At 73.3% G+C, this 19354-nt stretch carries 19 protein-coding genes; 11 read left to right on the top strand and 8 right to left on the bottom strand.

The window, feature by feature from the left end; all coding sequences use genetic code 11:
• Positions 1–15: 15 nt before the first annotated feature.
• The 4 genes from EMA17_RS17120 (at position 16) to EMA17_RS17105 (ending at position 4446) form a co-directional block, all read left to right on the top strand.
• The gene (locus EMA17_RS17120) at positions 16–1179 is read left to right on the top strand and encodes an STM4014 family protein (protein ID WP_126637883.1); all 1164 of its coding nucleotides are present in this window, start codon (positions 16–18) and stop codon (positions 1177–1179) included.
• Positions 1180–1235: 56 nt separating this feature from the next.
• Positions 1236–2045 carry an STM4013/SEN3800 family hydrolase gene (locus EMA17_RS17115; RefSeq protein ID WP_170222188.1) on the top strand — a complete coding sequence of 270 codons (810 nt, stop codon included), beginning with the start codon at positions 1236–1238 and terminating at the stop codon, positions 2043–2045.
• A 107-nt stretch (positions 2046–2152) separates the two neighbouring features.
• A complete protein-coding gene (locus EMA17_RS17110; RefSeq protein WP_126637881.1) occupies positions 2153–3496 on the top strand; it encodes an STM4012 family radical SAM protein in 1344 nt (447 codons plus the stop codon).
• On the top strand, positions 3493–4446 hold the full coding sequence (locus tag EMA17_RS17105) for an STM4011 family radical SAM protein (protein ID WP_246126718.1): 954 nt from the start codon (positions 3493–3495) through the stop codon (positions 4444–4446). The genes EMA17_RS17110 and EMA17_RS17105 overlap by 4 nt, the downstream gene beginning before the upstream one ends.
• Before the next feature lie 28 nt (positions 4447–4474).
• On the opposite strand, the gene EMA17_RS17100 is transcribed toward EMA17_RS17105, so the two are convergent.
• The 4 genes from EMA17_RS17100 to EMA17_RS17085 form a co-directional block, all read right to left on the bottom strand.
• Positions 4475–5692 carry a DUF6745 domain-containing protein gene (locus EMA17_RS17100; protein WP_307721543.1) on the bottom strand — a complete coding sequence of 406 codons (1218 nt, stop codon included), beginning with the start codon at positions 5690–5692 and terminating at the stop codon, positions 4475–4477.
• Between the two features lie 45 nt (positions 5693–5737).
• Positions 5738–6064, bottom strand: coding sequence for a DUF8820 family protein (locus EMA17_RS17095; RefSeq protein ID WP_126637880.1), 327 nt, complete (start codon positions 6062–6064; stop codon positions 5738–5740).
• A gap of 53 nt (positions 6065–6117) precedes the next feature.
• Positions 6118–6282 carry a hypothetical protein gene (locus EMA17_RS52940; protein ID WP_174861379.1) on the bottom strand — a complete coding sequence of 55 codons (165 nt, stop codon included), beginning with the start codon at positions 6280–6282 and terminating at the stop codon, positions 6118–6120.
• Between the two features lie 98 nt (positions 6283–6380).
• Positions 6381–7646, bottom strand: a complete 1266-nt coding sequence (locus tag EMA17_RS17085) for a nucleotide disphospho-sugar-binding domain-containing protein (RefSeq protein ID WP_246126717.1) — start codon at positions 7644–7646, stop codon at positions 6381–6383.
• A gap of 451 nt (positions 7647–8097) precedes the next feature.
• Between EMA17_RS17085 and EMA17_RS51790 the strand changes: the two genes are divergently transcribed.
• Both EMA17_RS51790 and EMA17_RS51785 read left to right on the top strand, forming a co-directional pair.
• Positions 8098–8757 carry a hypothetical protein gene (locus EMA17_RS51790; RefSeq protein ID WP_160161431.1) on the top strand — a complete coding sequence of 220 codons (660 nt, stop codon included), beginning with the start codon at positions 8098–8100 and terminating at the stop codon, positions 8755–8757.
• The gene (locus EMA17_RS51785; RefSeq protein WP_160161430.1) at positions 8754–9500 is read left to right on the top strand and encodes a bestrophin-like domain; all 747 of its coding nucleotides are present in this window, start codon (positions 8754–8756) and stop codon (positions 9498–9500) included. The genes EMA17_RS51790 and EMA17_RS51785 overlap by 4 nt, the downstream gene beginning before the upstream one ends.
• Before the next feature lie 145 nt (positions 9501–9645).
• Here EMA17_RS51785 and EMA17_RS17075 read toward each other — a convergent pair whose 3' ends face one another.
• The 3 genes from EMA17_RS17075 to EMA17_RS17065 all read right to left on the bottom strand — a co-directional run bounded on the left by EMA17_RS17075 (position 9646) and on the right by EMA17_RS17065 (position 12219).
• Complete coding sequence (locus EMA17_RS17075; protein ID WP_246126716.1) at positions 9646–10143, bottom strand: MDR/zinc-dependent alcohol dehydrogenase-like family protein; 498 nt, start codon at positions 10141–10143, stop codon at positions 9646–9648.
• Between the two features lie 130 nt (positions 10144–10273).
• A complete protein-coding gene (locus EMA17_RS17070) occupies positions 10274–11512 on the bottom strand; it encodes a CynX/NimT family MFS transporter (RefSeq protein WP_126637878.1) in 1239 nt (412 codons plus the stop codon).
• Positions 11509–12219, bottom strand: coding sequence for a FadR/GntR family transcriptional regulator (locus tag EMA17_RS17065; protein WP_126637877.1), 711 nt, complete (start codon positions 12217–12219; stop codon positions 11509–11511). Before EMA17_RS17065 ends, EMA17_RS17070 begins: the two co-directional genes overlap by 4 nt.
• A 1084-nt stretch (positions 12220–13303) precedes the next feature.
• On the opposite strand from EMA17_RS17065, the gene EMA17_RS52555 reads away from it, so the two are divergent.
• Together EMA17_RS52555 and EMA17_RS17055 are read left to right on the top strand one after the other, a co-directional pair.
• Positions 13304–13543 carry a hypothetical protein gene (locus EMA17_RS52555; RefSeq protein ID WP_170222180.1) on the top strand — a complete coding sequence of 80 codons (240 nt, stop codon included), beginning with the start codon at positions 13304–13306 and terminating at the stop codon, positions 13541–13543.
• Complete coding sequence (locus EMA17_RS17055) at positions 13540–14172, top strand: hypothetical protein (protein ID WP_126637876.1); 633 nt, start codon at positions 13540–13542, stop codon at positions 14170–14172. The genes EMA17_RS52555 and EMA17_RS17055 overlap by 4 nt, the downstream gene beginning before the upstream one ends.
• Positions 14173–14195: 23 nt before the next feature.
• On the opposite strand, the gene EMA17_RS17050 is transcribed toward EMA17_RS17055, so the two are convergent.
• Positions 14196–14987: a DeoR/GlpR family DNA-binding transcription regulator gene (locus tag EMA17_RS17050; RefSeq protein WP_126637875.1), complete on the bottom strand. Its 792-nt coding sequence runs from the start codon at positions 14985–14987 to the stop codon at positions 14196–14198.
• A 362-nt stretch (positions 14988–15349) separates the two neighbouring features.
• On the opposite strand from EMA17_RS17050, the gene EMA17_RS17045 reads away from it, so the two are divergent.
• The 3 genes from EMA17_RS17045 to EMA17_RS17035 all read left to right on the top strand — a co-directional run bounded on the left by EMA17_RS17045 (position 15350) and on the right by EMA17_RS17035 (position 19217).
• Positions 15350–16411, top strand: a complete 1062-nt coding sequence (locus tag EMA17_RS17045; protein WP_126637874.1) for a substrate-binding domain-containing protein — start codon at positions 15350–15352, stop codon at positions 16409–16411.
• A 218-nt stretch (positions 16412–16629) separates the two neighbouring features.
• Positions 16630–18177: a sugar ABC transporter ATP-binding protein gene (locus EMA17_RS17040; RefSeq protein ID WP_126637873.1), complete on the top strand. Its 1548-nt coding sequence runs from the start codon at positions 16630–16632 to the stop codon at positions 18175–18177.
• Positions 18174–19217 carry an ABC transporter permease gene (locus tag EMA17_RS17035; RefSeq protein ID WP_126637872.1) on the top strand — a complete coding sequence of 348 codons (1044 nt, stop codon included), beginning with the start codon at positions 18174–18176 and terminating at the stop codon, positions 19215–19217. The genes EMA17_RS17040 and EMA17_RS17035 overlap by 4 nt, the downstream gene beginning before the upstream one ends.
• Positions 19218–19354: the final 137 nt, after the last annotated feature.

The following is a 19354-nucleotide window of genomic DNA, read 5'->3' as shown; positions in this document are numbered from 1 at the left end:
CGCGGGAGTGACGGCGTGATCGAACGTCCCGCCGTCACCGTCGTGGGCAATCCCGGCCATCGCCGCGTCGCCGGGTTCGCCGCGGCGGCCGAGGCGGCGGGGCTGCCCGAGCCGCGGTTGGTCGCCTGGCGCGACGTCCTCTCCCGGGAGCCGCTCGTCTTCCCCGCCGGGCCGGTGCGGATCGACTCGCCGGGCGAGGACGCGGACGTGCACACGCTGCTGAGCGGCGCGCCCGCCGACCCGTTCCGGGTCGAGGGCGGCAGCGCCCGGCATGCCGCGTTCGTCGCCGCGCTCGGGCGGATCGAAGCCGCCGTGGCGGCCTCCCCCGGGGCGTGGTCGGTGAACGACGCCGGGGAGATCGCGGTGATGTTCGACAAGCGCCGGGCGCACTCGTTGTTGGAGGCGCACGACGTTCCGCTGCCGCGCGCGCTGACCGGGCCCGCGACGGCGCCGGTGCGGTCGTACGCCGACCTGCGGCGGCGAATGGCCGACGCGCGCTGCCCTCGGGTGTTCGTCAAGCCGCCGCACGGGTCTTCGGCGTCCGGTGTGGTGGCCCTGGAGACGCACGGAACGACGCGCGTCCAGGCGACGACGTCCGTCGAACTCGTGCGCGAGGCGGGCGGCATCGCCCTGTACAACTCGCTGCGGATCGGCAGATACCGCGACGAAGCCGACGTCGCGGCGCTGGTGGACGCGCTCGGCGCGGACTGCGACGCGGACGGCCTGCACGTCGAGGCGTGGTTGCCGAAGCTGACCCTGGACGGGCGCGCGACCGACCTGCGCGTCCTGGTCGTCGCGGGGCGGGCCACGCACGTCGTGGCCCGGTCGAGCCGGTCGCCGATGACGAACCTGCACCTGGGCAACGCGCGCGGCGACGTCGCGGCCGTGCGTCGCTCCGTCGGGGAGGACGCCTGGGCGCGGGCGATGGCGACCTGCGTCCGGGCGGCCGAGTGTTTCCCCCGTACGCTGCACGTCGGCGTCGACCTGCTGTTCGCGGTGGATCGGCGCCGGCACGCCGTGGGCGAGGTCAACGCGTTCGGGGACCTGCTGCCCGGTGTGCTGCGCCGGGGTCGGGACACGTGGGGGGAGCAGGTCCACGCCCTGGTGGAAGGTTGGCGGCCGGCCGGATCCACCGGTGCGGCGCCACGAGACGAGGATCGAGTTCCGTGCCCGACATGACGACACCACCATCGCCCGAACCCGGGGAGCGCAGCGGCCGATCCGCGCCCGCGGACATGAACGCCGTCGTCGGCCGGCACGACCTGCTGATGGTGACCCTGGACACGCTGCGCTACGACGTCGCCGCCGAACTCGTCGCCGCGGGGCGCCTGCCCAACCTGGCCCGGGTGCTCCCGGACGGCCGCTGGGAACGGCGGCACACGCCGGGAAGCTTCACGTTCGCCGCGCACACCGCCTTCCTCGCCGGCTTCCTGCCGACGCCGGTGGGCCAGGGTCCGCATCCGCGGTTGTTCGCCGCCCGGTTCGGCGGGAGCGAGTCGACCGCGCCGCACACGTGGGTCTTCGACGACGCGGACCTGCCGACCGCGCTGGCCGCCGCGGGCTACCACACGGCCTGCGTCGGCGGCGTCGGGTTCTTCGACAAGCGGGGCGCGCTCGGCTCGGTGTTGCCCGGCATGTTCGCGGAGAGCCACTGGGATCCGGAACTCGGCGTCGCCTCGCCCACCTCGTTCGAGGCCCAGGTCGCGTGCGCCGAGCGGGTGGTCGGCGCGCTGGACTCCGACCGGAGGCTGTTCCTGCTGGTCAACGTCTCGGCGCTGCACCAGCCGAACTGGTTCCACCTGGCGGGCGCCGACCCGGCCGCCGGCGACACCCGGGAGACGCACGCCGCGGCACTGGAGTACGTGGACCGGCACATCGGCCGGCTGTTCCGGGCGATGAGCAGCCGCCGTCCGTGCTTCGCGATCGTCACGTCCGACCACGGCACGGCCTACGGCGAGGACGGCTACACCGGCCACCGGCTCGGCCACGAGGTGGTGTGGACGGTCCCGTACGCCCACTTCACCCTCGCCCCCGGCGAGTGGTGAGCACCGCCCCGGGTGCCCGCCGCCCCGGCGCCCACCGTGTCGGGCCCGCCGCCTAGGCTCGCGGGGTTCGTCGCCATGCCCGTCGCACGTCCGGAGGTACCCGTCCCATGGCCCCGACCGCCGCCGAGGCCCCGTCCGTGGCCATCGGGTCCCCGTACACCGGATACGTCTACTCGTACCCGCACAAGACCGCCTACCGACCGCTCGAACCCGCGCCCGCGCTGCGCGACGTGTGGGCGGGGCAGGACCTGTCCGCGCTGTTCCTGTACCTGCACATACCGTTCTGCGAGATGCGCTGCGGGTTCTGCAACCTGTTCACCCGCACCGGCGCGCCGCAGGAGTTGGTGGCGCGCTACCTGGACGCGCTGGAACGGCAGGCGCACGCGGTACGCGAGGCCGTCCCCGACGCGCGGTTCGCGGTCGGGGCGATCGGCGGCGGCACACCGACCTACCTGGAAGCCGCCGAGCTGACCCGGATGTTCCGCATCGCCGCCGAGGTGATGGGCGCCGAGTTCGGATCCATGCCGCTGTCCGTGGAGACCTCGCCGGCGACCGCCACACCCGACCGGCTCGCGGTCCTGGCCGCGCACGGCACGACCCGGGTGAGCATCGGCGTGCAGTCGTTCCTCGACGCGGAGGCGAGGGCCGCCGGGCGGCCGCAGAAGCGCGCCGAGGTCGAGGCGGCGCTCACCGCGATCCGCGAGGCGGCCGTCCCGACGCTGAACATCGACCTGATCTACGGCATCGACGGCCAGACGCACGCCAGTTGGCTCGACTCCCTCGACGCGGCGCTCGCCTGGCGGCCCGAGGAGATCTACCTGTACCCGCTCTACGTGCGCCCGCTCACGGGGCTGGGCCGACGCGCCGTCTCGCGCGCCGACTGGGACGACGACCGGCTCGCGCTCTACCGCGCGGGCCGCGACCACCTGCGCGCGGCCGGATACGAGCAGGTGTCGATGCGGATGTTCCGCCGCGCCGGTGCCCCGGCCGACCCGGACACCGGGTACCGGTGCCAGCGCGACGGCATGGTGGGGCTGGGCTGCGGAGCCCGGTCCTACACGAGCGAGTTGCACTATTCGTTCGACTACGCGGTGAACGTGGGCGAGGTCCGCGGCATCATCGACGAATACGTCGCCCTGGACCGGGACGCCTTCTCCCGGGCCCGGTTCGGCTACCGTCTCGACGCGGCCGAGCAAAAACGCCGGCACCTGCTCACCTCGCTGCTCCAGGCCGACGGGCTGGACGTCGCCGAGTACCGCGCCCGGTTCGACTCCGACGCCGCCGCGGACTTCGCCCGGGAGCTGGAACCCCTCGCCGACCGCGGTCTGTTGCGTGTCGACACGGATCGTGTCGCGCTCACCGAGGACGGCCTCGGCCGGTCCGACGCCATCGGTCCGGCGCTGTTCTCCTCGGCCGCGGCCGCGCTCATGGACGGGTATCGGGCACGGTGAGCGTGCCGCCGTCGCTCTCCCTCGCCTCGGCCCGCGAGGCCGCGCGGCCGTTGACGATCCTGTACCGCGGACCGCTCGCCTCCTGCGACTACGACTGCGGCTACTGCCCGTTCGCCAAACGCCGCGACTCGCGTGCGCGACTGACGGCCGACCGCCGGGCGTTGACGCGCTTCGCGGGCTGGATCGCGGCGGCCCCGGAGCGGATCTCGGTGCTGTTCACGCCGTGGGGCGAGGCACTGGTCCGGCCCTGGTACCGGCGTACCCTGGCCGAGTTGACCCATCTGCCGAACGTGGACCGCGTCGCCGTGCAGACGAACCTGGGCGCCCGGCCGTCGTGGACCGAGGCGGCGGACCTGCGGCGGTTGGCGCTGTGGGGGACGTATCACCCGGACCAGGTCCCGTACGAGCGCTTCCTCGGTCGTTGCCGCGAACTCCGCGCGCGCGGCGTGCGCTTCGCCGTCGGGATCGTCGGCCTTCCCGAACACCTGGCCGCCGCCCGGAGGTTGCGCGGCGACCTGCCGGCCGAGGTGTACCTGTGGGTGAACGCCGCCGAGGGCCGTACGTACACCGACGCCGAGGCCGCGGCGTGGACGGACCTCGACCCGCACTTCGGCTTCAGCCGGCACGCCCACGTCTCGGCGGGCGCGGCGTGCCGGACCGGGGACACGGTGGTCAGCGTCGACGGCGACGGCGTGGTGCGTCGTTGCCACTTCGTACCCGAGGTGTTGGGCAACCTCTACGACGGCTCGTTCCGCGCGGCCCTGGGGCGCCGCCCGTGCCCGCGCCCGCTGTGCGACTGCCACATCGGCTATGTCCACATGGACGCGCTGCCGCTGTACGACGTCTTCGCGGGCGGGATCCTGGAGCGCATTCCGGCGGGGTACGGCACCGGGCCGCACCCGGCCGGCGGCGCGCCTCGGCCGACCGGCGCCGGCCCGGAAACCGCCTGATTCCGCCGCCTGTCGCCCCGTCGGCGGCTCAGGTCTCCCGGGCCGGACGGTATTCCTGTTCGGTCAGGCCGAAGGTCCAGGCCACGCCGGCGCGGGCGGTGCGCGTGGTCGGCGGGACGCGCAGCCAGTAGACCCGGACGGAACCGTCGGGCTCCGGCGTGGAGTTGAGCACTTCGACCATCACGATCGGCTCGTCGCCGGGCAGTTCGATGCGCCACAGCACACCGATCTCGTCGCGGTGCAGCGGGCGGGCGCCGACCTCGGCGAGGTAGCGGTCGTAGCCGTAGATCTCCAGCATGACGCGACGGAGTTCGGCGTTGTCCTCGTCCCGGATCCGCCGGGCGTTCAGCGCGCCGCCGGCCGGGCCGAGGGTGGTCACGAAGTCGGCCGGCACCGGCATGCCGCGCCACGCGTGCAGCGCGAAGCCGTCGGGGAAGGCCAGCGCGGCGCCCTCGCCGTTGTGCAGGCGCGCGGACTCGTCGCGGTGCAGCAGGGTGGGGCGTTCGGCGACCAGGACGACGTTCTCGTACGGCCACCACCAGCCCGCGGACCGCGCGACCTCGGCGACCGCGTCCAGCGCAGTCGCCGACGGGGCGGCGTCCAGTCGCGGGAAGCACCGCCGCAGGCCGTCGAACGCGGCGAGCCAGGCGGCGTCGTGCTGGCCGCCGAGCGCGTCGAGGGTCGCGGCACGGGCCTCCCGGGCCACGGGCGCCGTCGGGGTGACCGTGCCCCGCCGGGCCGGGCCGCGGTCGGTACCGGTCGCGGACAGCACGGCCTCCTCGATGCCGTCGCGGATGCGTGCGGACAGGCTCGTGGTCGGGTCCCACAGGCGTTCCGCGATCTCGCCCCAGGCCTGCGCCCAGCCGGTGTGGCCGAGCAGCGCGACCGCGTCGGCCCGGGCGCGTTCCCAACTCGCCGACCGGATCCGGTCGCGCACGCTCGCCCCGGCGCGCGACCCCATGGGGGCCCGCACGGGCAGCCGCAGCGCGGCGAGTTCCTGCGGCTTGAACGCGCCGGACACCACGGTCGCGGCCACGGCGGCGGCGAGCGGCGACGCGTACCACAGGATCTTGCCGGGTTCGGCCAGCCCGGCCGCCCGGTAGGCGGCCCGGATGCCGCGCTCGGCGGCGTCCCGATCGGCGGGCCGCGCGGCCGCGGCGACCTCGGCCCACACGTCGGCGGACTCGGCGAGGGTCGCCCGGTGCGCGAGCGTGAGCTGCGGGAAGACGGTCGGGGCGGCGGTCACGGAAGGCTCCCGGGGAGGTGGCGGGTCGGCGGTCGAGGCGGCGGGTCAGTCCGCGATGATGCGGACCGCGCCCGGGATGTATTCGCGCTGGCGAACCACTTTGTACCAGCCCTTGGGCAGCGAGATCGTCGCGTGCTCCTCGTGCACGAGCCGGGTCGGGGCATCGAGCTTGAGGTGACCGATGGTGGTCGGCTCCGGGTCGAGGAACAACGTGCCGGCCCCCACCACGGCGTGCGCGTGCCCGGTGACCTCACCCAGCGCGAGCACGATCCGGCCACGCCCGTCCCGCGGCTTGGCCGGCAACCCGGTCACCCCGACGGGCACGGCGCCCTCGTCGACGGGAAGCAGCAGAATGTCACCCTGGCGATACATGAATTCCCCTCACGACTCCGCGAATTCGAGGCCCACCCCCGACACCTCGAACGCTACGTGCCCCAACCGACAATCCACGCGACGGCGTTCGCCCACCGCAGCGGGCGGTGCCCGGTGGGCGCGTCGGTCCGGCGCACCGTCGGCGCGGCGTGGGTGACGGTGACGTGCCGGTCGGGCAGGTGGCGGGTGCCGTCCACCTGCCGAACGTCCGTGCTCACGGGCCCGAGTCGACCGGTGCCGGCCGGCGGCGCCCCGGCCGGCCCGCGGAAGGATCTCGCGGAGTCGGGAGGGGGTCCGGGACGACGACCGATCGCGGTCAACCGCGACGACTCGCCCCGCCGCCGCCCGCGAGCCGGCCCACCAACGCGTCGACGGGTCCGACGGAGTCCTCCGCGGCGAGCCGCGCGGCGATCGCGCCGGCGCGGTCGCGGTAGCGCGGTTGACCGGTGGCCTCGACGAGGGCCGCCCGCAGGGTGTCCGCGGTGAGTCGACGCAGCGGCACCGCGGCCGGTGCGACGCCGAGTCGCACGAGTCGATCACTCCAGAAGGCGCCGTCCAACTGGATCGGCACGGGCACGCTCGGCACTCCCGCACGCAGCCCGGCGGCGGCGGTACCGGCCCCGGCGTGGTGGACGACCGCGGCCACGCGGGGGAACAGCAGGTGGTGCGGGACGTCGTCGACGGTGAGCATGTCGTCGCCCGTGGCGCCGAGATCGGCCCACCCTCGCTGTACGATCCCGCGCAGACCGGCGGCCCGCAGCGCGCGTACGACCTGCTCGCTGACCCGTCGGGGATCGGGAACGGTGGCGCTGCCCAGGCCGACGAACACCGGCGGCGGACCGGCCCGAAGGAAATCCTCGACCGTCGCGGGGAGTTCGCGCGAGTCGTACGGCCACCAGTAGCCGACCGGGTCCAACCCCGGACGCCAGTCGGCGGGCCGCGGCACGACGATCGGGCTGTACCCGTACACCACCGACCAGCCTCGACGCTCCCGTGCCCGGCGCGCCGTGGTCGGGCCGGCCGCCGGCAACCCCAGGCGCTCGCGGAGGTCGCGGGTCACATCGGTGTAGACCCGGTCGAGGGCGACGTCGACGGCATGCGCCGCCAGCCGATTGCCCACCCCTCCCAGGGAACGCTCCGAGACCATCGCCGGCGCGAACTCCCGCGTGGGGTGCAGCGGTTGCAAATAGGCCCCCGCGCACGGCACCCCCAGGCCCAGGGCGATCGTGCTCGCCGCGGGCGCCAACGACGCCGAGGCCACGATCACGTCGTGCCCCTGCGCGGCCTCGACCAGACCGTCGGCCATCTCGCACGCCAACGAACGGGCCAGCGCCAAGACACGGACCAGCTTCCCCGCGCCGGTGTTACTGCGATGCAGCGCCCGGCCCTTCTCCGAACGCATCTGCTCCTGCGGATCGATCGGCAACGCGTGGAACCGCATCCCCGTATCCGCCACCAACGGCTCGAACCGCCCGTGCGTCACCAGGGTCACCTTGTGCCCGGCGGCGAGCAGCCCGGCCCCCAGGCCGGTGAACGGAGCGACATCACCCTGGGAACCCGACGTCATGAGAGCAACACGCATGGCGACAGCATCCCCGCCCCCGCACCCCCACCCAACCCCCGACCCACCCCTCACCGGCACGGCGAGTCCCCTACAAGCGGACCCGTTCCGCCCCTGTGGTGGGTCGCGTCGGCAATGCGGTCGGCCGGTTTCGTCGCCGGAGGGCACCGGCGGCTCGGGATCGTCGCGCCGCGCTCCCACCGCGGCGTCGCCCGCGTTCGGAGTGTGTGGGGGCGCGGAAGCTTCCGCGGCCGTCGCACCGCGATGTCCTTGCCTGATGGGGTGGGCCGTCGGATTCCCGGTGGTGGGCCGGCCGGTCGCCGCGCCTGGCGCCACACACGCCGCCCGGAACGGTTACTCGTCGCGGCGGGTGCGGACGGGCGGATGCCCGCCCTCGCGGTATGTCACTCGAAGGTGGGGTTTCGATCGTGTTCGTCATGGTGCGTCGAGACGGCGTGGTCACTCTGATGCCATGGGCAACCCTCGATGCGCGGCTCGGTGTCTGCTGGTGGTGTGCGTCTGTCTGCCGGTCCTGGCCGCGAGCGGTGCGGCGTTCGAGGCGTCGGCCGACGACGCCGTCGCGGTGACCGTGCCGGCCGAGGACCGACCACCCGACGGGACCGGGCCCGGCGCGACGCGCACGGAGGTACACGCCGGCCGGGTGCACGTCGTGTATCAGCCGGGGGTGGTGACCTCGGTCCGGATCGGCGACGACGTCGCGGTGACCGTACGACCCGGATGCGGGTGTCCGAGCCGGCCCGCCACATCGCCCCCGGCGGCCCGGCCGTCCCGTCCGCCGAGCACCCGCCCGCCGGCGGCCGAGCGGGCCTCGGCCGCGCCGAGCCGCACCGGAGCGCCGCCTCCCGCCACGCCCGCCGGCGCCGACACCCCCGCCCGCGCCCATGCCCCCGTCGAAGCGGCCCCCACCCCGGAGCCGCCGAACACCCGGGCGCCCACCGCCGAACCGCCGCCCGCGTCCCGGCCCTCGCGACTCGCCGCCGCGCCGCCCGACGACGACGCCGCGCTTCCGGGCTTCGCCGACGGGTTCGTCCCGGCCCTCGTCGTATCGATCCTGCCCGCCGCCCTCGCCGCGCTGCTGCCGGGCCCGAGCCGACGTGGGGTGCGCCCGTGATCCTGTGGATCCTCGCCGCCCTGCTCGGCGCCGGCGTCGCGGCGGGCGCCCTCGTGCTCCTGAGCCGTGCCGACAAGACGAGGTCGAGCGGAACCGACGGTCAACTGTTGTCCTTCTGCGGTGGCGCCGTGTTGTCCTCCTTCGTGCTGCTGACGAGCTTTCAGATCGTCGGCGCGTGGGAGCTCCAGGCCACGGTCCGCCAACACGCGAGCGACGAGGCCCGGGTGTTGACCAAGACCTACGCGGCGGCCGGAGCGCTCCCGGCCCCCGACCGCGAGGCCGTGCGCGCCGGACTGCGCGACTACACCCACACGGTGATCGACAAGGAGTGGCCGGCACTGGCCGACGGGCACGACACCCCCGGCGCGTGGCGCCAACTCGACCTGATCGCCTCCCGCGTCGCCGCCCTGGCCGCCACGGCGCACGACCGGACCGCCGACACCGAGGCGGCGGTGGCCGACCTGTACGTCAAACGCCACGCCCGCCTCGCCGACCCGTCCTCGATCACCCCGATCGTGCTCCCGGTCGCCATGATCGTCACCGGCGTGTTCGCGATCGTCTTCCCGGCCCTGGTCGGCCCGACCGCGGACCGCCGCCACGCGACCGCCCTGGCCTTCGTCGGCGCGATCATCGCCTTCGCCGTCCTGTTCGTCCTGCAGCTCCGCAACCCCTACACCGACCCCCTGGCCGTACACCCGACCTCCTTCCGCACCGCCCTGACCCGCTACACCCAACTGGGCTGACACTCCGCCCGACCGAACCGGGCACGTTCGACTCCTCACCGTCGAACAACGAAGCGCGGGCACCCGTCGAGGCACCCGCGCTCCGCACGAACCGCGCCGACCCCGTCGACCGGGCCGGGCCGGGCCGCTTCGGGTCAGGGAACGATCACAACCGTCTTCCCCGGCAGCCGCCCGGCCCCGGCGTCCTCGTGCACCGCGGCCAACTCGGCCACCGTGCGACGGGAGGCGATGTGGAGCCGCAGCCTGCCGGCATCCACCCTCGCGACCAGCTCGGCCGGCCGGCGTCACTGCGGACCCACAGGCTCGCGCTGCGCACCGACCGGGCGGGATCCTCGGGAATCGGCCCGGCCGTACTGACCGCGACCCCGGCGTCGGCGACGTAGTCCGACAACCGCGCGAGTTCCTCCGGCGAGACCCGCACATGGTTGACCACGACATGGAACGGACCACCCACGGCGGCCGGACCCTCGGCGAGATCGAGGGGACCCACGACCCGGTCCACACCGTAGCCCCGAAGCCGGTCCGCGTGCCGCGGCGCGTCCACCGCCGTGACGTTCGCTCCCGCGTCGACCGCGAGCTGTACCACGAGGCTGCCCACCGCGCCGCCCGCCCCGTTGACCAGTACGCTCTGCCCCGGCGCCACCGTGCGCGTGGAACTCGAAGGAGGGTGATCACTCCCCCGGCCCGCCGGCGACGGGTGCGGGCGGGCCGTCGACGCGGGAACACCGCGGCCGCCGGCGTGCGCGCCGCACCCGACGCGCACGCCCACTTCGTCAAGGAGCGGAGTACCGCACCTGGCGATCCCGGCCCGCGCCGTACCCGGCGGCCGCCATCGCGACGCAGAGCACGACCAGGACCACGAGCGGCAGTGTCCAACTGTTCGTGGCGTCGTGCAGGATGCCGAGGAGGAGCGGCCCCGACGCCGCCACCAGGTAACCGATGGACTGCGCCATGCCCGCCAGCGCGGCGACCTCGCCGGCGCTGCCGGCGCGTTGGCTCTGAAAGGTCAGCGCGAGGACGAGGCACACACCACCACCCAGACCGAGCAGGGTGCACGCGACGACGGACAGCCCGGGGGCGGTCAGCAGCACCACGAAGCCGGCGGCCACCACGGCCGAACCCCCGGCCGCGGTCCAGCGTTGGTCGTGACGGCCCCGGGTGAACAGGGGCAGGAGACTGCCGGAGGCCAGCGACACCACCTGGTAGTGGAAGAGCATCCATCCGGCCGTGGTGCTGCCGGCGCCATGGTGGATCAGGATGCTGGGCAGCCACGCGACGGCGGTGTAGAAGGCCAGGGACTGCAGGCCCATGAACATGGCGACCTGCCAGGCGAGTCGCGACCGCCAGGGGACCGGAGTGCGGGTCACGACCTCGCCGGTCTGCGGCTTGTCGCCCCGCATCCGGGGCAGCCAGACGAGGAACGCCGCGACACCGAACGCGACACCCCAGGCCAGAGCGGTGTGCCAGGAACCCGGCAGGGTGTGCGAAAGCGGCGCGGAGATGCCGGAGGAGACCGCGGCCGTGACGCCCATGACCGTGATGTAGAGGGCGCTGACGCCCTGGATCCGGTGCGCCGGCACGCTGCGCCTGATCAGCGCGGGCAGCAGCACGTTGCCGAACGCGATGGCGGCGGACAGGATCACGGTCCCGGCGAACAGGCAGGTCACGGAGGGCAGCGAGCGGACCACGGTGCCGACGGTCAGCGCGCCGAGGGCGGCCACCAGCAGGCGCGCGCTGCCGAACCGGTGCGAGGCCCGGGCCACCAGGGGCGATGTCGCGGCGAAGGTCAGCAGCGGGAGGGTGCTCAGCAGCCCGCCCCAGGTCGCGGTCAGACCGCTGCCGTGCTCGATCGCCGGCAGCAGGGTTCCGACACCGGTGAGACTCGTGCGCAGGTTGGCCGCCACGAGGCAGATCGCGAAGACGAGCCCGATCGACACGGCGGGCGGGGTCCTGTCGATGGTCGGCGACGTCGCGGCGGCGGGCGGGCGGGATATCGACGACCGCGTGCTCACTTCGCCTCCGCCGTCCGGGACACCTCGGCCTCGTGGTCGCGGGTGAGCCCGACGATCGCGGCCGCCGCGTCGCGCGCGCCGCTCTCGTCCCGCGCCTCGATCGCGTCGACGAGCCGCCGGTGCAGGGCGGCATGCCTCTCGGCGCCGGCGGTGTCCCACGACAGGCCGCCCAGGTGGGCGGTGAGAGCCGTGCCGAGGTGGTCGTACACCTCGATCAGGAGGTCGTTCCCGCTCGCCCGGACGACGGCCCGATGGAACAGCGCGTCGACGTTCCCGGCCGCGGCGACGTCCGCCCCGGCGCAGGCCGCGTCGGCGTCGGCCAACAGCTCCCTCAGTTGGCTCAGTTGCTCCTCGGTGCGGCGCAGGGCGGCGGCCCCCGAGGCGTACTCCTCGAGGACGGTGCGCAGTTCGAGAACGTTGTCCCGCTGTGCGGAACCCGCCCGCCGCACCATGATCGACTGGAGCTCACTGGACGCGCGGACGTAGGTACCGTCCCCGACCCGGGCTTCCAGCAGACCCAGGTGCACGAGCGCGCCGAGCGCCTCCCGCAGCGTGCTGCGGCCGACCCCCAGCTCCTCCATGAGGGCCTGCTCCGGCGGGATCCGGGTGCCCACGGGCCATCCCCCCGCCTCGATGTGCGAACGAAGGCTGTCCACGAGCTGCGAGGCCAGGCTCGCCGACCGTCGCGGTGTGCTGATCTGCTTCATGGAAAGAGCATACATACAAACGTCAGACATTTGAACATCGCATATTTCGATCCGCGCACTCGCCTCGGGCGTCGGGCCCACCTGCTCGGCGAAGCGGCGCAGCCGGTGCTCGTGGCTCCACTCGACCTCGCGCACGATCCGCGCGATCCGCGCGATCGAGGTGCCGCCGGGCGACGCTGCGCCATACCGGCGTATCCGGATGCGACGCGTGCGGGCCCATGTTTGTCTGGACGGGAGCCGCGTCGGTGCGTCGCGCACCCGAACGCGCTTTCGTACGGCTCCTGATCGAGTCGCGAGCCCGCTCTCGCGTCGCGGACACGCGGAAGGATCGGCAACGGCGGTGATGGAGTCCGAGGATCCCACCCGACGCCCGGGGACCGGGCGAAGCAGGCGACTCGTCGTGGTCTCGGGGTTGTTGGGTGCTCTGCTCTGTGTCGGCGCCGGGATCGTGGCGCCGCCGGGCTACGCGCACACCCACGTGGCGCCGAACCCACCGCCGGCGCCACCGCCGCCGCCCCCGCCCCCTCCGCCACCGCCGCCTCCACCCCCACCTCCACCGCCTCCACCTCCGCCGCCGCCGGTTCTGCCACCACCACCGGTCACCTATCCGCCGGATGGCCCCTCCCCCGTGCCGCCGCGTCCTCGGGGGACGACGCCGCCGCCTTCGAAGAGCGCACCGCCGGCCGGCCGGACCACGCCCCCGACCACCCCCGATCCACGATCGCGCCCGGCCCTGGTCCTGACCCCCGCGAAGGGTGGCGCCGGTACGACGGTGACGGTCTCCGGGTCGGGCTTCCCGGCGTGTGGTCCCGGATCCCGGGTCGACGTCCTGTGGGACGGTGCCGCCCTCACCGCTCGCGATGTGTCGGCCGCTCCGAAGGGAGGCGGCTTCAGCGTCCGGCTCGTGGTCCCGAAGGACGCGTCGAAGGGGGCCCACAAGGTTTCGGCACGGTGTGGCGGCGTCGACGCCTCCGCCCCGTTCGAGGTCGCGACGGGTGCCGGGGCCGGATCGTCCCGGCCGACCGCGACCGGTACTTCGGCGACCGCGGTGCCGGGCACCGGCGCCGGGGCGAGCTCGGGCTGGATGATCGGAAGCGTGGCGGCCGGCGTCTTCCTGGCGGTGGCCCTCGTGGGCTACGTGGGCGTCTTCCGCCGGGGGCGCGGACCACGCTGGACGCGTCGACACGTCCGCGCCGTCATGCGATCGGGCCTCGTGTCCGACGGTGCGCGGGACGTCGTGGACACGGGCGGAACGAGCCGAACGGTGCGGCTGGAGCCGCGCCCGGACCCCGGTGAACAGACCATCGAGGAAGTGGATCCATGACCGACACCGTGCCGCTTCCCGCGTCCGTACGCGAACTTCTGTTCGGCGGCGACGGTGAGGCCGCCGCGGAAACGCTGGTCGACGCGGCTCACGAACACGAGGTCGCCGCGATGCTCGGACGCGGAGCCCGAGGGCTCACGGACGACGCCGGCCGGACCGTCGAGCGTGAGGTCGCCTCGATGGTCGACGGCTTCCTGAGCCTGGATCTCGTCGACCTGCTGGTCGCCGGATGGATCAAGCACGGCGCACTGGTCGCGGCGGCGCGGCGTACCCGGGCCGCACCGGACACCGAGGAGGTCGTCGCGCTGGCCACCCACCGGGTCACGTCCACCCATCGTCCCTGCGTGGACCTGACGGTCGACGGTGTCCGGGTCGGCACTCTGGAGCTCCGCCTCACCGTCGCCTTCGAGGTCGAGGGCATGCTGGCGGTCGTGCGCCGAGCCCGCCTCGAGTCACTGCGCTGCGGCACCTGCACGACCACCGGCACGTTGGCCATGCGGGAGGCGGTCGTCGCCAGTCGCCGATGCGGCCTGGATCTGCCGGGCGCCGTGCGGCTCAGGTCGGGCATCGCCCTGCTCCCGACGACGGACCGGGACGCGCCGGCGGCCCCGCGCACCGACCCCGCGTAGGGTGGCGGTCGCCTGATGCCCCGTCAGGAAGAGGCGGGCTCGACCGGGTCGACCACGACGAGGTCCTCGATCTGCTCGCCCAGTTGTTCGCGCGCCTCCTGGGGCACGCCCGAGTCCGTGATCAGCGTGTCGGCGTCGCCGAGTTGGGCGATCGTGCTGATCCCGATCAGGCCCCACTTGGTGTGGTCGGCGACCACGACCAGGCGGCGGGCCGCGCGTACGAGGGCGTGATTCGTCTCCGCCTCCAGGAGGTTGGGCGTGGTGAATCCGACGCGCGGACTGATGCCGTGCACACCCAGCATCAGCATGTCGACGTTGAGGCTGCGCAGCGCCGCGACCGCGACGGGGCCCACCAGCGCGTCCGACGGTGTACGCACGCCGCCGACGATCACCACCGTCTGGTCGGAGCGGCCCGATTGGTGGAAGACGTCCGCGACCGGAATCGAGTTGGTGACCACGGTGAGTCCGGGGACGTCGACCAGTTGCCGGGCCAGGGTCCAGGTCGTCGTCCCGGCGGACAGCGCGATGGCGCTGTTGGGCGCGACCATCGCGGCGGCGCGCCGGGCGATCGCCTCCTTCTCCGCGGCCTGGAGCCCGGACTTGCGGACGAACCCCGGTTCCTCGGTCGAGCTGCCGTCCCGCGAGGTCGCCCCGCCGTGCACCTTGGCGATCAGTCCCTGCCCGGCCAGCACCTCGAGGTCGCGTCGAATCGTCATGTCCGAGACGCCGAATTTCCGCACCAGCGTGGCGACCCGGACGGATCCCTGATCGGCGATCATCTCCAAGATCGTGTTTTGTCGCTGCCGTGCCAGCATCCCCGATCCTCCCGCCCCTGGATATCCAACAATTTCCAACATAGCAGTGTTCGTTTATCGAACCCGACTTCGGCATCGGGAAATACGCGCGTGCGCACAGCCATTCCCGCACGTGAGGAGGGCTCGCGGCAGGAGTTTTACCAAATCGGGTCTTGTTGGTTAATGTTTGAACTGCTAGATATGTGAGTCGCGTTACGAGTGAATACGACGCATAGTGTGTTCGATTTCAAGATCGACGTTTCGATGACAAGATCGACTTTCCCCGGGCGCGAGGAGATTCCGATGCGCACCTCCCGCTCTTCCGCAGGTCACGGCACTCCCCCGCGGTCCTCGCAGGCCGCCGACCTTCACAGGGGCTGATCATGACGCACCGCAGACGCACCCGGCGGACGGCCGCGACGGTGGCGGCGTTCGTATTCGCCGCGGCGCTCACCGCCTGCTCGTCCGGCAAGGACGACAACGCCGGACCCGGCTCGCCCTCGGGCCCGCCGGCTTCGTTATCCGGCACGATCAAGGTCGCCTACCTGCAAAAGCAGGGCGACCAGCAGTACTTCGTCGACGAAGCGGACGGCGCCCGCGCCAAGGCCAAGGAACTCGGCGTCGACCTCAAGGTCGTCAACCTCGGCAACGACACCAACAAGGCCGTCAGTGAAGTCCAGGCGGCGATGGCCCAGAAATACAACGGCGTCGTGATCGTCGTACCCGACCCCGCCGTGGGACCGCAGGTCGTCGACATCGCCGGCAACGGCGGCGCACCACTGCTCGCCTCCGACGACCAGATCTGCCTCACCGGCCCCGACCCGACCAAGTGCGCCAAGGACAAACTCGTCCCGCGCGTGGGCTTCAGCGGCCCCCAGATGGGCACCCAGGTGGGCCGACGCGCCGCCGACGAGTTCGGGAAGTCGGGCTGGAATCCCGCCGACACCGCGATCATCGCCGCCTGGAAACAGGACGTGACCGTGTGCACCGACCGGGTCGACGCCGCCCGCGAGGCGTTCAAGCAGGCCACCGGCGCGGACGTCAAGGTGCTCAAGGTCGGCACCGACAACACCCCGCCCGACGCGCAGAACAAAACCGCGGCCACGATGAGCGGCAACCGCTCGGTGAAGCACTGGATCGTGTGGGGCTGCAACGACGAGAACGTGAGCGGCGCGGTCACCGCGCTGCAGAACGGCGGCTACGGTGCCGCCGACGTGGTGGGCGTGGGACTGGGCGGCTACCTGGCCTGCAAGGACTGGGGTTCCGGCAAGCCGAGCGGGATGAAGGCCGCGCTGTTCATCAACGGCTACGAGGTCGGCGGCCTCGCCGTACAGACGATGGTCGATCGACTCAGGAACGGAAAGGCCTTCCCCACCGAGGCGTTCGCGACGACGAAGATGGTCGACCCCACCGACTGGCGACAATCCGGCCTCAAGTGCACGTGATCGGGCCCGACTCGCGACCGCCCCGCCGCCCCGCCGGCCGCCGGCCCTGACCGGGGCGCGCCCGCGCGGAAGCACCGCCGCACCGAGGCACGGCGCACGTCGACACCACGACCCCGCCCCTCCGTCACCTCCGACCGCACCGCCCGGTACGGGTCGCGGCGACCCGGCGTCCCCCCACGGGCCGCCGCGACCTCCCGAGACGCCCTCGAGGTCCAGCCATGACGAAGAACCCATCCCCCGACCTCCCGGGCCCAGCGCTCGCCGTCGAGGACATCCACAAAAACTTCGCCGGAGTCCACGCCCTGCGCGGCATCACACTGGACTTTCCCCGCGGCACGGTCACCGCGCTCATGGGGGAGAACGGCGCCGGCAAGTCCACCCTCATCAAAATCATCAACGGCGACCATCGCCCCGGCCGCGGCCGCGTCCTCGTCGCCGGCACCCCCCGCGTACTGCACAGCCCCGCCGACGCCCGCCGGCACGGCATCCGCGTCATCCCCCAGGAACCCGAGATCGTCCCGCACGTCAGCGTCGCGGAGAACGTCTACATCGGCGCGCTGCCCCGCAAGCCGGGCCGCCTCCTCGACCGCGCCGGCCTGTACCGGCGCATGCGCTCCGACCTGGAACGCCTGGGATTCGCACACGCCATCGCCCCCGAAACCCTCGGCTCCCGACTCTCCCCCGCCCAGCGCCAACTCGTCGAGATCCTGCGCGCCCTCACCACCGAGGCCGCGGTGCTGGCCTTCGACGAACCGACCTCGTCGCTGTCCGAACACGAGGTGGAAACGCTCTTCGGCCTCATCCGGCGCCTGCGCGACCGAGGGCTCGCCGTCGTCTACGTCTCCCACCGCATGCGGGAGATCTTCCGCCTCGCCGACCGCATCGCGGTCCTGCGCGACGGCGAGCTGGCCGGCGTCCGCGACGCCGCACGCACCGACGAGGGCGAGGTGGTGCGCCTGATGGTCGGCCGCGACCTGTCGGCGCTGTTCGCGCGCAACCGCAGCGCGCGCGACCGGGTCGTCCTGGAGGTGCGCGACGTCACCACCGACGACGTCTCGCACGTACACCTCGACGTCCGCGAGGGCGAAGTCGTCGCCCTCGCCGGGCTGGTCGGCGCCGGCCGATCCGAACTCGCCGCCGCGCTCGTCGGCGACGTACCCATCCGCTCCGGCGAGGTACGCGTCGACGGCCGGCCGCTGCGCCTGCGCACCCCCCGCGACGCCGTGCGCGCGGGCATCGGCTACGCGCCCGAGGAGCGCAAGGCGCAGGCGTTGTTCCTGACCGGCTCGGTCCGCTACAACATCGGCGTCGCGGTCCTCGACCGGCTGCGCCGCTTCCGCTTCGTCGGCGCGCGCCGCGAACGGCTTCTCGCACAGGAGTTCGTCGACCGCCTCGACATACGCACCCCGTCCCTCGACCACGAGGTGCGCAAACTGTCCGGCGGCAACCAACAGAAGGTCGTCCTCGCCCGCCGGCTCGCCCGCCGACCCGAGATCCTGATCCTGGACGAGCCCACGCGCGGCATCGACATCGGCGCGAAGGCCGAAATCTACCGCCTGATCGACGAGTTGGCCGCGGCGGGCGTCGCCATCCTCGTCATCTCCTCCGAACTGCCCGAGGTACTCGGCCTCGCGGACCGCGTCGTCGTGATGCAGAACGGCAGGATCACCGGCGAACTCGACCGCGCGGACGCCGACGAGGAGGCCGTCCTCGCCCTCGCCATGGCATTCGACCTCGCCGAACCGACCCAGGGGAACCCGACATGACCACCACGACCGACGCGCCGCCGCCGATGCCCGCCACGTCCGCCGGCGGCGCCCACGTCCGTGCGCTGCCCCGCCGGGTCGCCGGCGCCGTCGGCGCGCAGAACACCAGCCTCATCGGCGCGCTCATCGTCGTCGTCGGCACGTTCACCTGGCTCGACGACGGCTACCTCACCAGGGCCAACATGACCGTCATCGGCGACACGGTCGCGGTCACCGGTCTGCTCGCCGTGGTCCAGACCGTGGTCATCGTCTGCGGCGCGCTCGACATCTCCGTCGGCTCGCAGGCCGGCGTCGCCTCCGTCGTCAGCGCCATGGCCTTCACCTCCACCGACGGCAATGCCGCCCTCGGCATCCTCGCCGCGATCGGCGTCGGCATCGCGGCGGGCGTGGTCAACGGGATCGTCATCGTGTACGGCCGGGTCAACCCCGTCATCGCCACGCTCGCCACCCTCGCCGCGTACAAGGGTGTCGCCCAACTCCTCGCGGGCGGACGGGCCCAGGGCTACGTGCTCGGCGACGACTTCTTCATCTTCGTCGCCCGGGGCAAAATCCTCGGACTGTCCGTCCAGATCTGGACGTTGGCGGTGGTCGCCGTCGCCGTGCACGTCCTGCTCAAGTACACCGACATCGGCCGCAACATCTACGCGATCGGCGGCAACGACACCGCCGCGCGCCTCGCCGGCATCAACATCAACAAGTATCTGGTGTCCGTGTACGCCCTCGCCGGCGTCGTCGCGGCGATCGCCGGCGTCATCCTGACCGCGCGCACCGGATCCGGCCAGCCCACCTCCGGCAGCGAGGGCCTGGAACTCAAGGCCATCACGGCGGCCGCGCTGGGCGGTTGCGCCCTCAAGGGCGGCAAGGGCGGCGTCGGCGGCACGCTCCTGGCCGTGTTCCTCCTCGGCGCGCTGGAGAACGGCCTCAACGTCGTCGGCGTCAACTCGTTCTGGCAAAACGTCGCGCAGGGGGCCCTCCTGGTCGTCGCCGTCGTCATTCAACAACGCCGGAACGGGGAACGGGCGGTGGGGCTGCCGACGTAGGAACTTCCGCACGCAGTGCGGTAGTCGCACCGCACCCGGCGCGGCGCTTGGTGCGCTCGGGGCACTCGACCCTTGCACACCGGCGCCCGCCTCGCGCCTCGGCGGGCCGGGCGATCCGCCGGCCCGCCGACCCGCGG

It is taken from the genome of Embleya hyalina (assembly GCF_003967355.1).
GTDB classification, from domain to species: Bacteria; Actinomycetota; Actinomycetes; order Streptomycetales; family Streptomycetaceae; genus Embleya; species Embleya hyalina.
Note: the sequence above shows the minus strand (reverse complement) of the source record. Positions and strands in the feature narration are given on the sequence as shown.

Coding starts and splice junctions, on each gene's coding strand:
- EMA17_RS17115 (WP_170222188.1), top strand. CDS start 1,236: ATGAACGCCGTCGTCGGCCGGCACGACCTGCTGATGGTGACCCTGGAC.
- EMA17_RS17110 (WP_126637881.1), top strand. CDS start 2,153: ATGGCCCCGACCGCCGCCGAGGCCCCGTCCGTGGCCATCGGGTCCCCG.
- EMA17_RS17095 (WP_126637880.1), bottom strand. CDS start 6,064: ATGTATCGCCAGGGTGACATTCTGCTGCTTCCCGTCGACGAGGGCGCC.
- EMA17_RS17085 (WP_246126717.1), bottom strand. CDS start 7,646: ATGCGTGTTGCTCTCATGACGTCGGGTTCCCAGGGTGATGTCGCTCCG.
- EMA17_RS51790 (WP_160161431.1), top strand. CDS start 8,098: ATGGGCAACCCTCGATGCGCGGCTCGGTGTCTGCTGGTGGTGTGCGTC.
- EMA17_RS17065 (WP_126637877.1), bottom strand. CDS start 12,219: ATGAAGCAGATCAGCACACCGCGACGGTCGGCGAGCCTGGCCTCGCAG.
- EMA17_RS52555 (WP_170222180.1), top strand. CDS start 13,304: ATGATCGGAAGCGTGGCGGCCGGCGTCTTCCTGGCGGTGGCCCTCGTG.
- EMA17_RS17055 (WP_126637876.1), top strand. CDS start 13,540: ATGACCGACACCGTGCCGCTTCCCGCGTCCGTACGCGAACTTCTGTTC.
- EMA17_RS17050 (WP_126637875.1), bottom strand. CDS start 14,987: ATGCTGGCACGGCAGCGACAAAACACGATCTTGGAGATGATCGCCGAT.
- EMA17_RS17045 (WP_126637874.1), top strand. CDS start 15,350: ATGACGCACCGCAGACGCACCCGGCGGACGGCCGCGACGGTGGCGGCG.
- EMA17_RS17040 (WP_126637873.1), top strand. CDS start 16,630: ATGACGAAGAACCCATCCCCCGACCTCCCGGGCCCAGCGCTCGCCGTC.
- EMA17_RS17035 (WP_126637872.1), top strand. CDS start 18,174: ATGACCACCACGACCGACGCGCCGCCGCCGATGCCCGCCACGTCCGCC.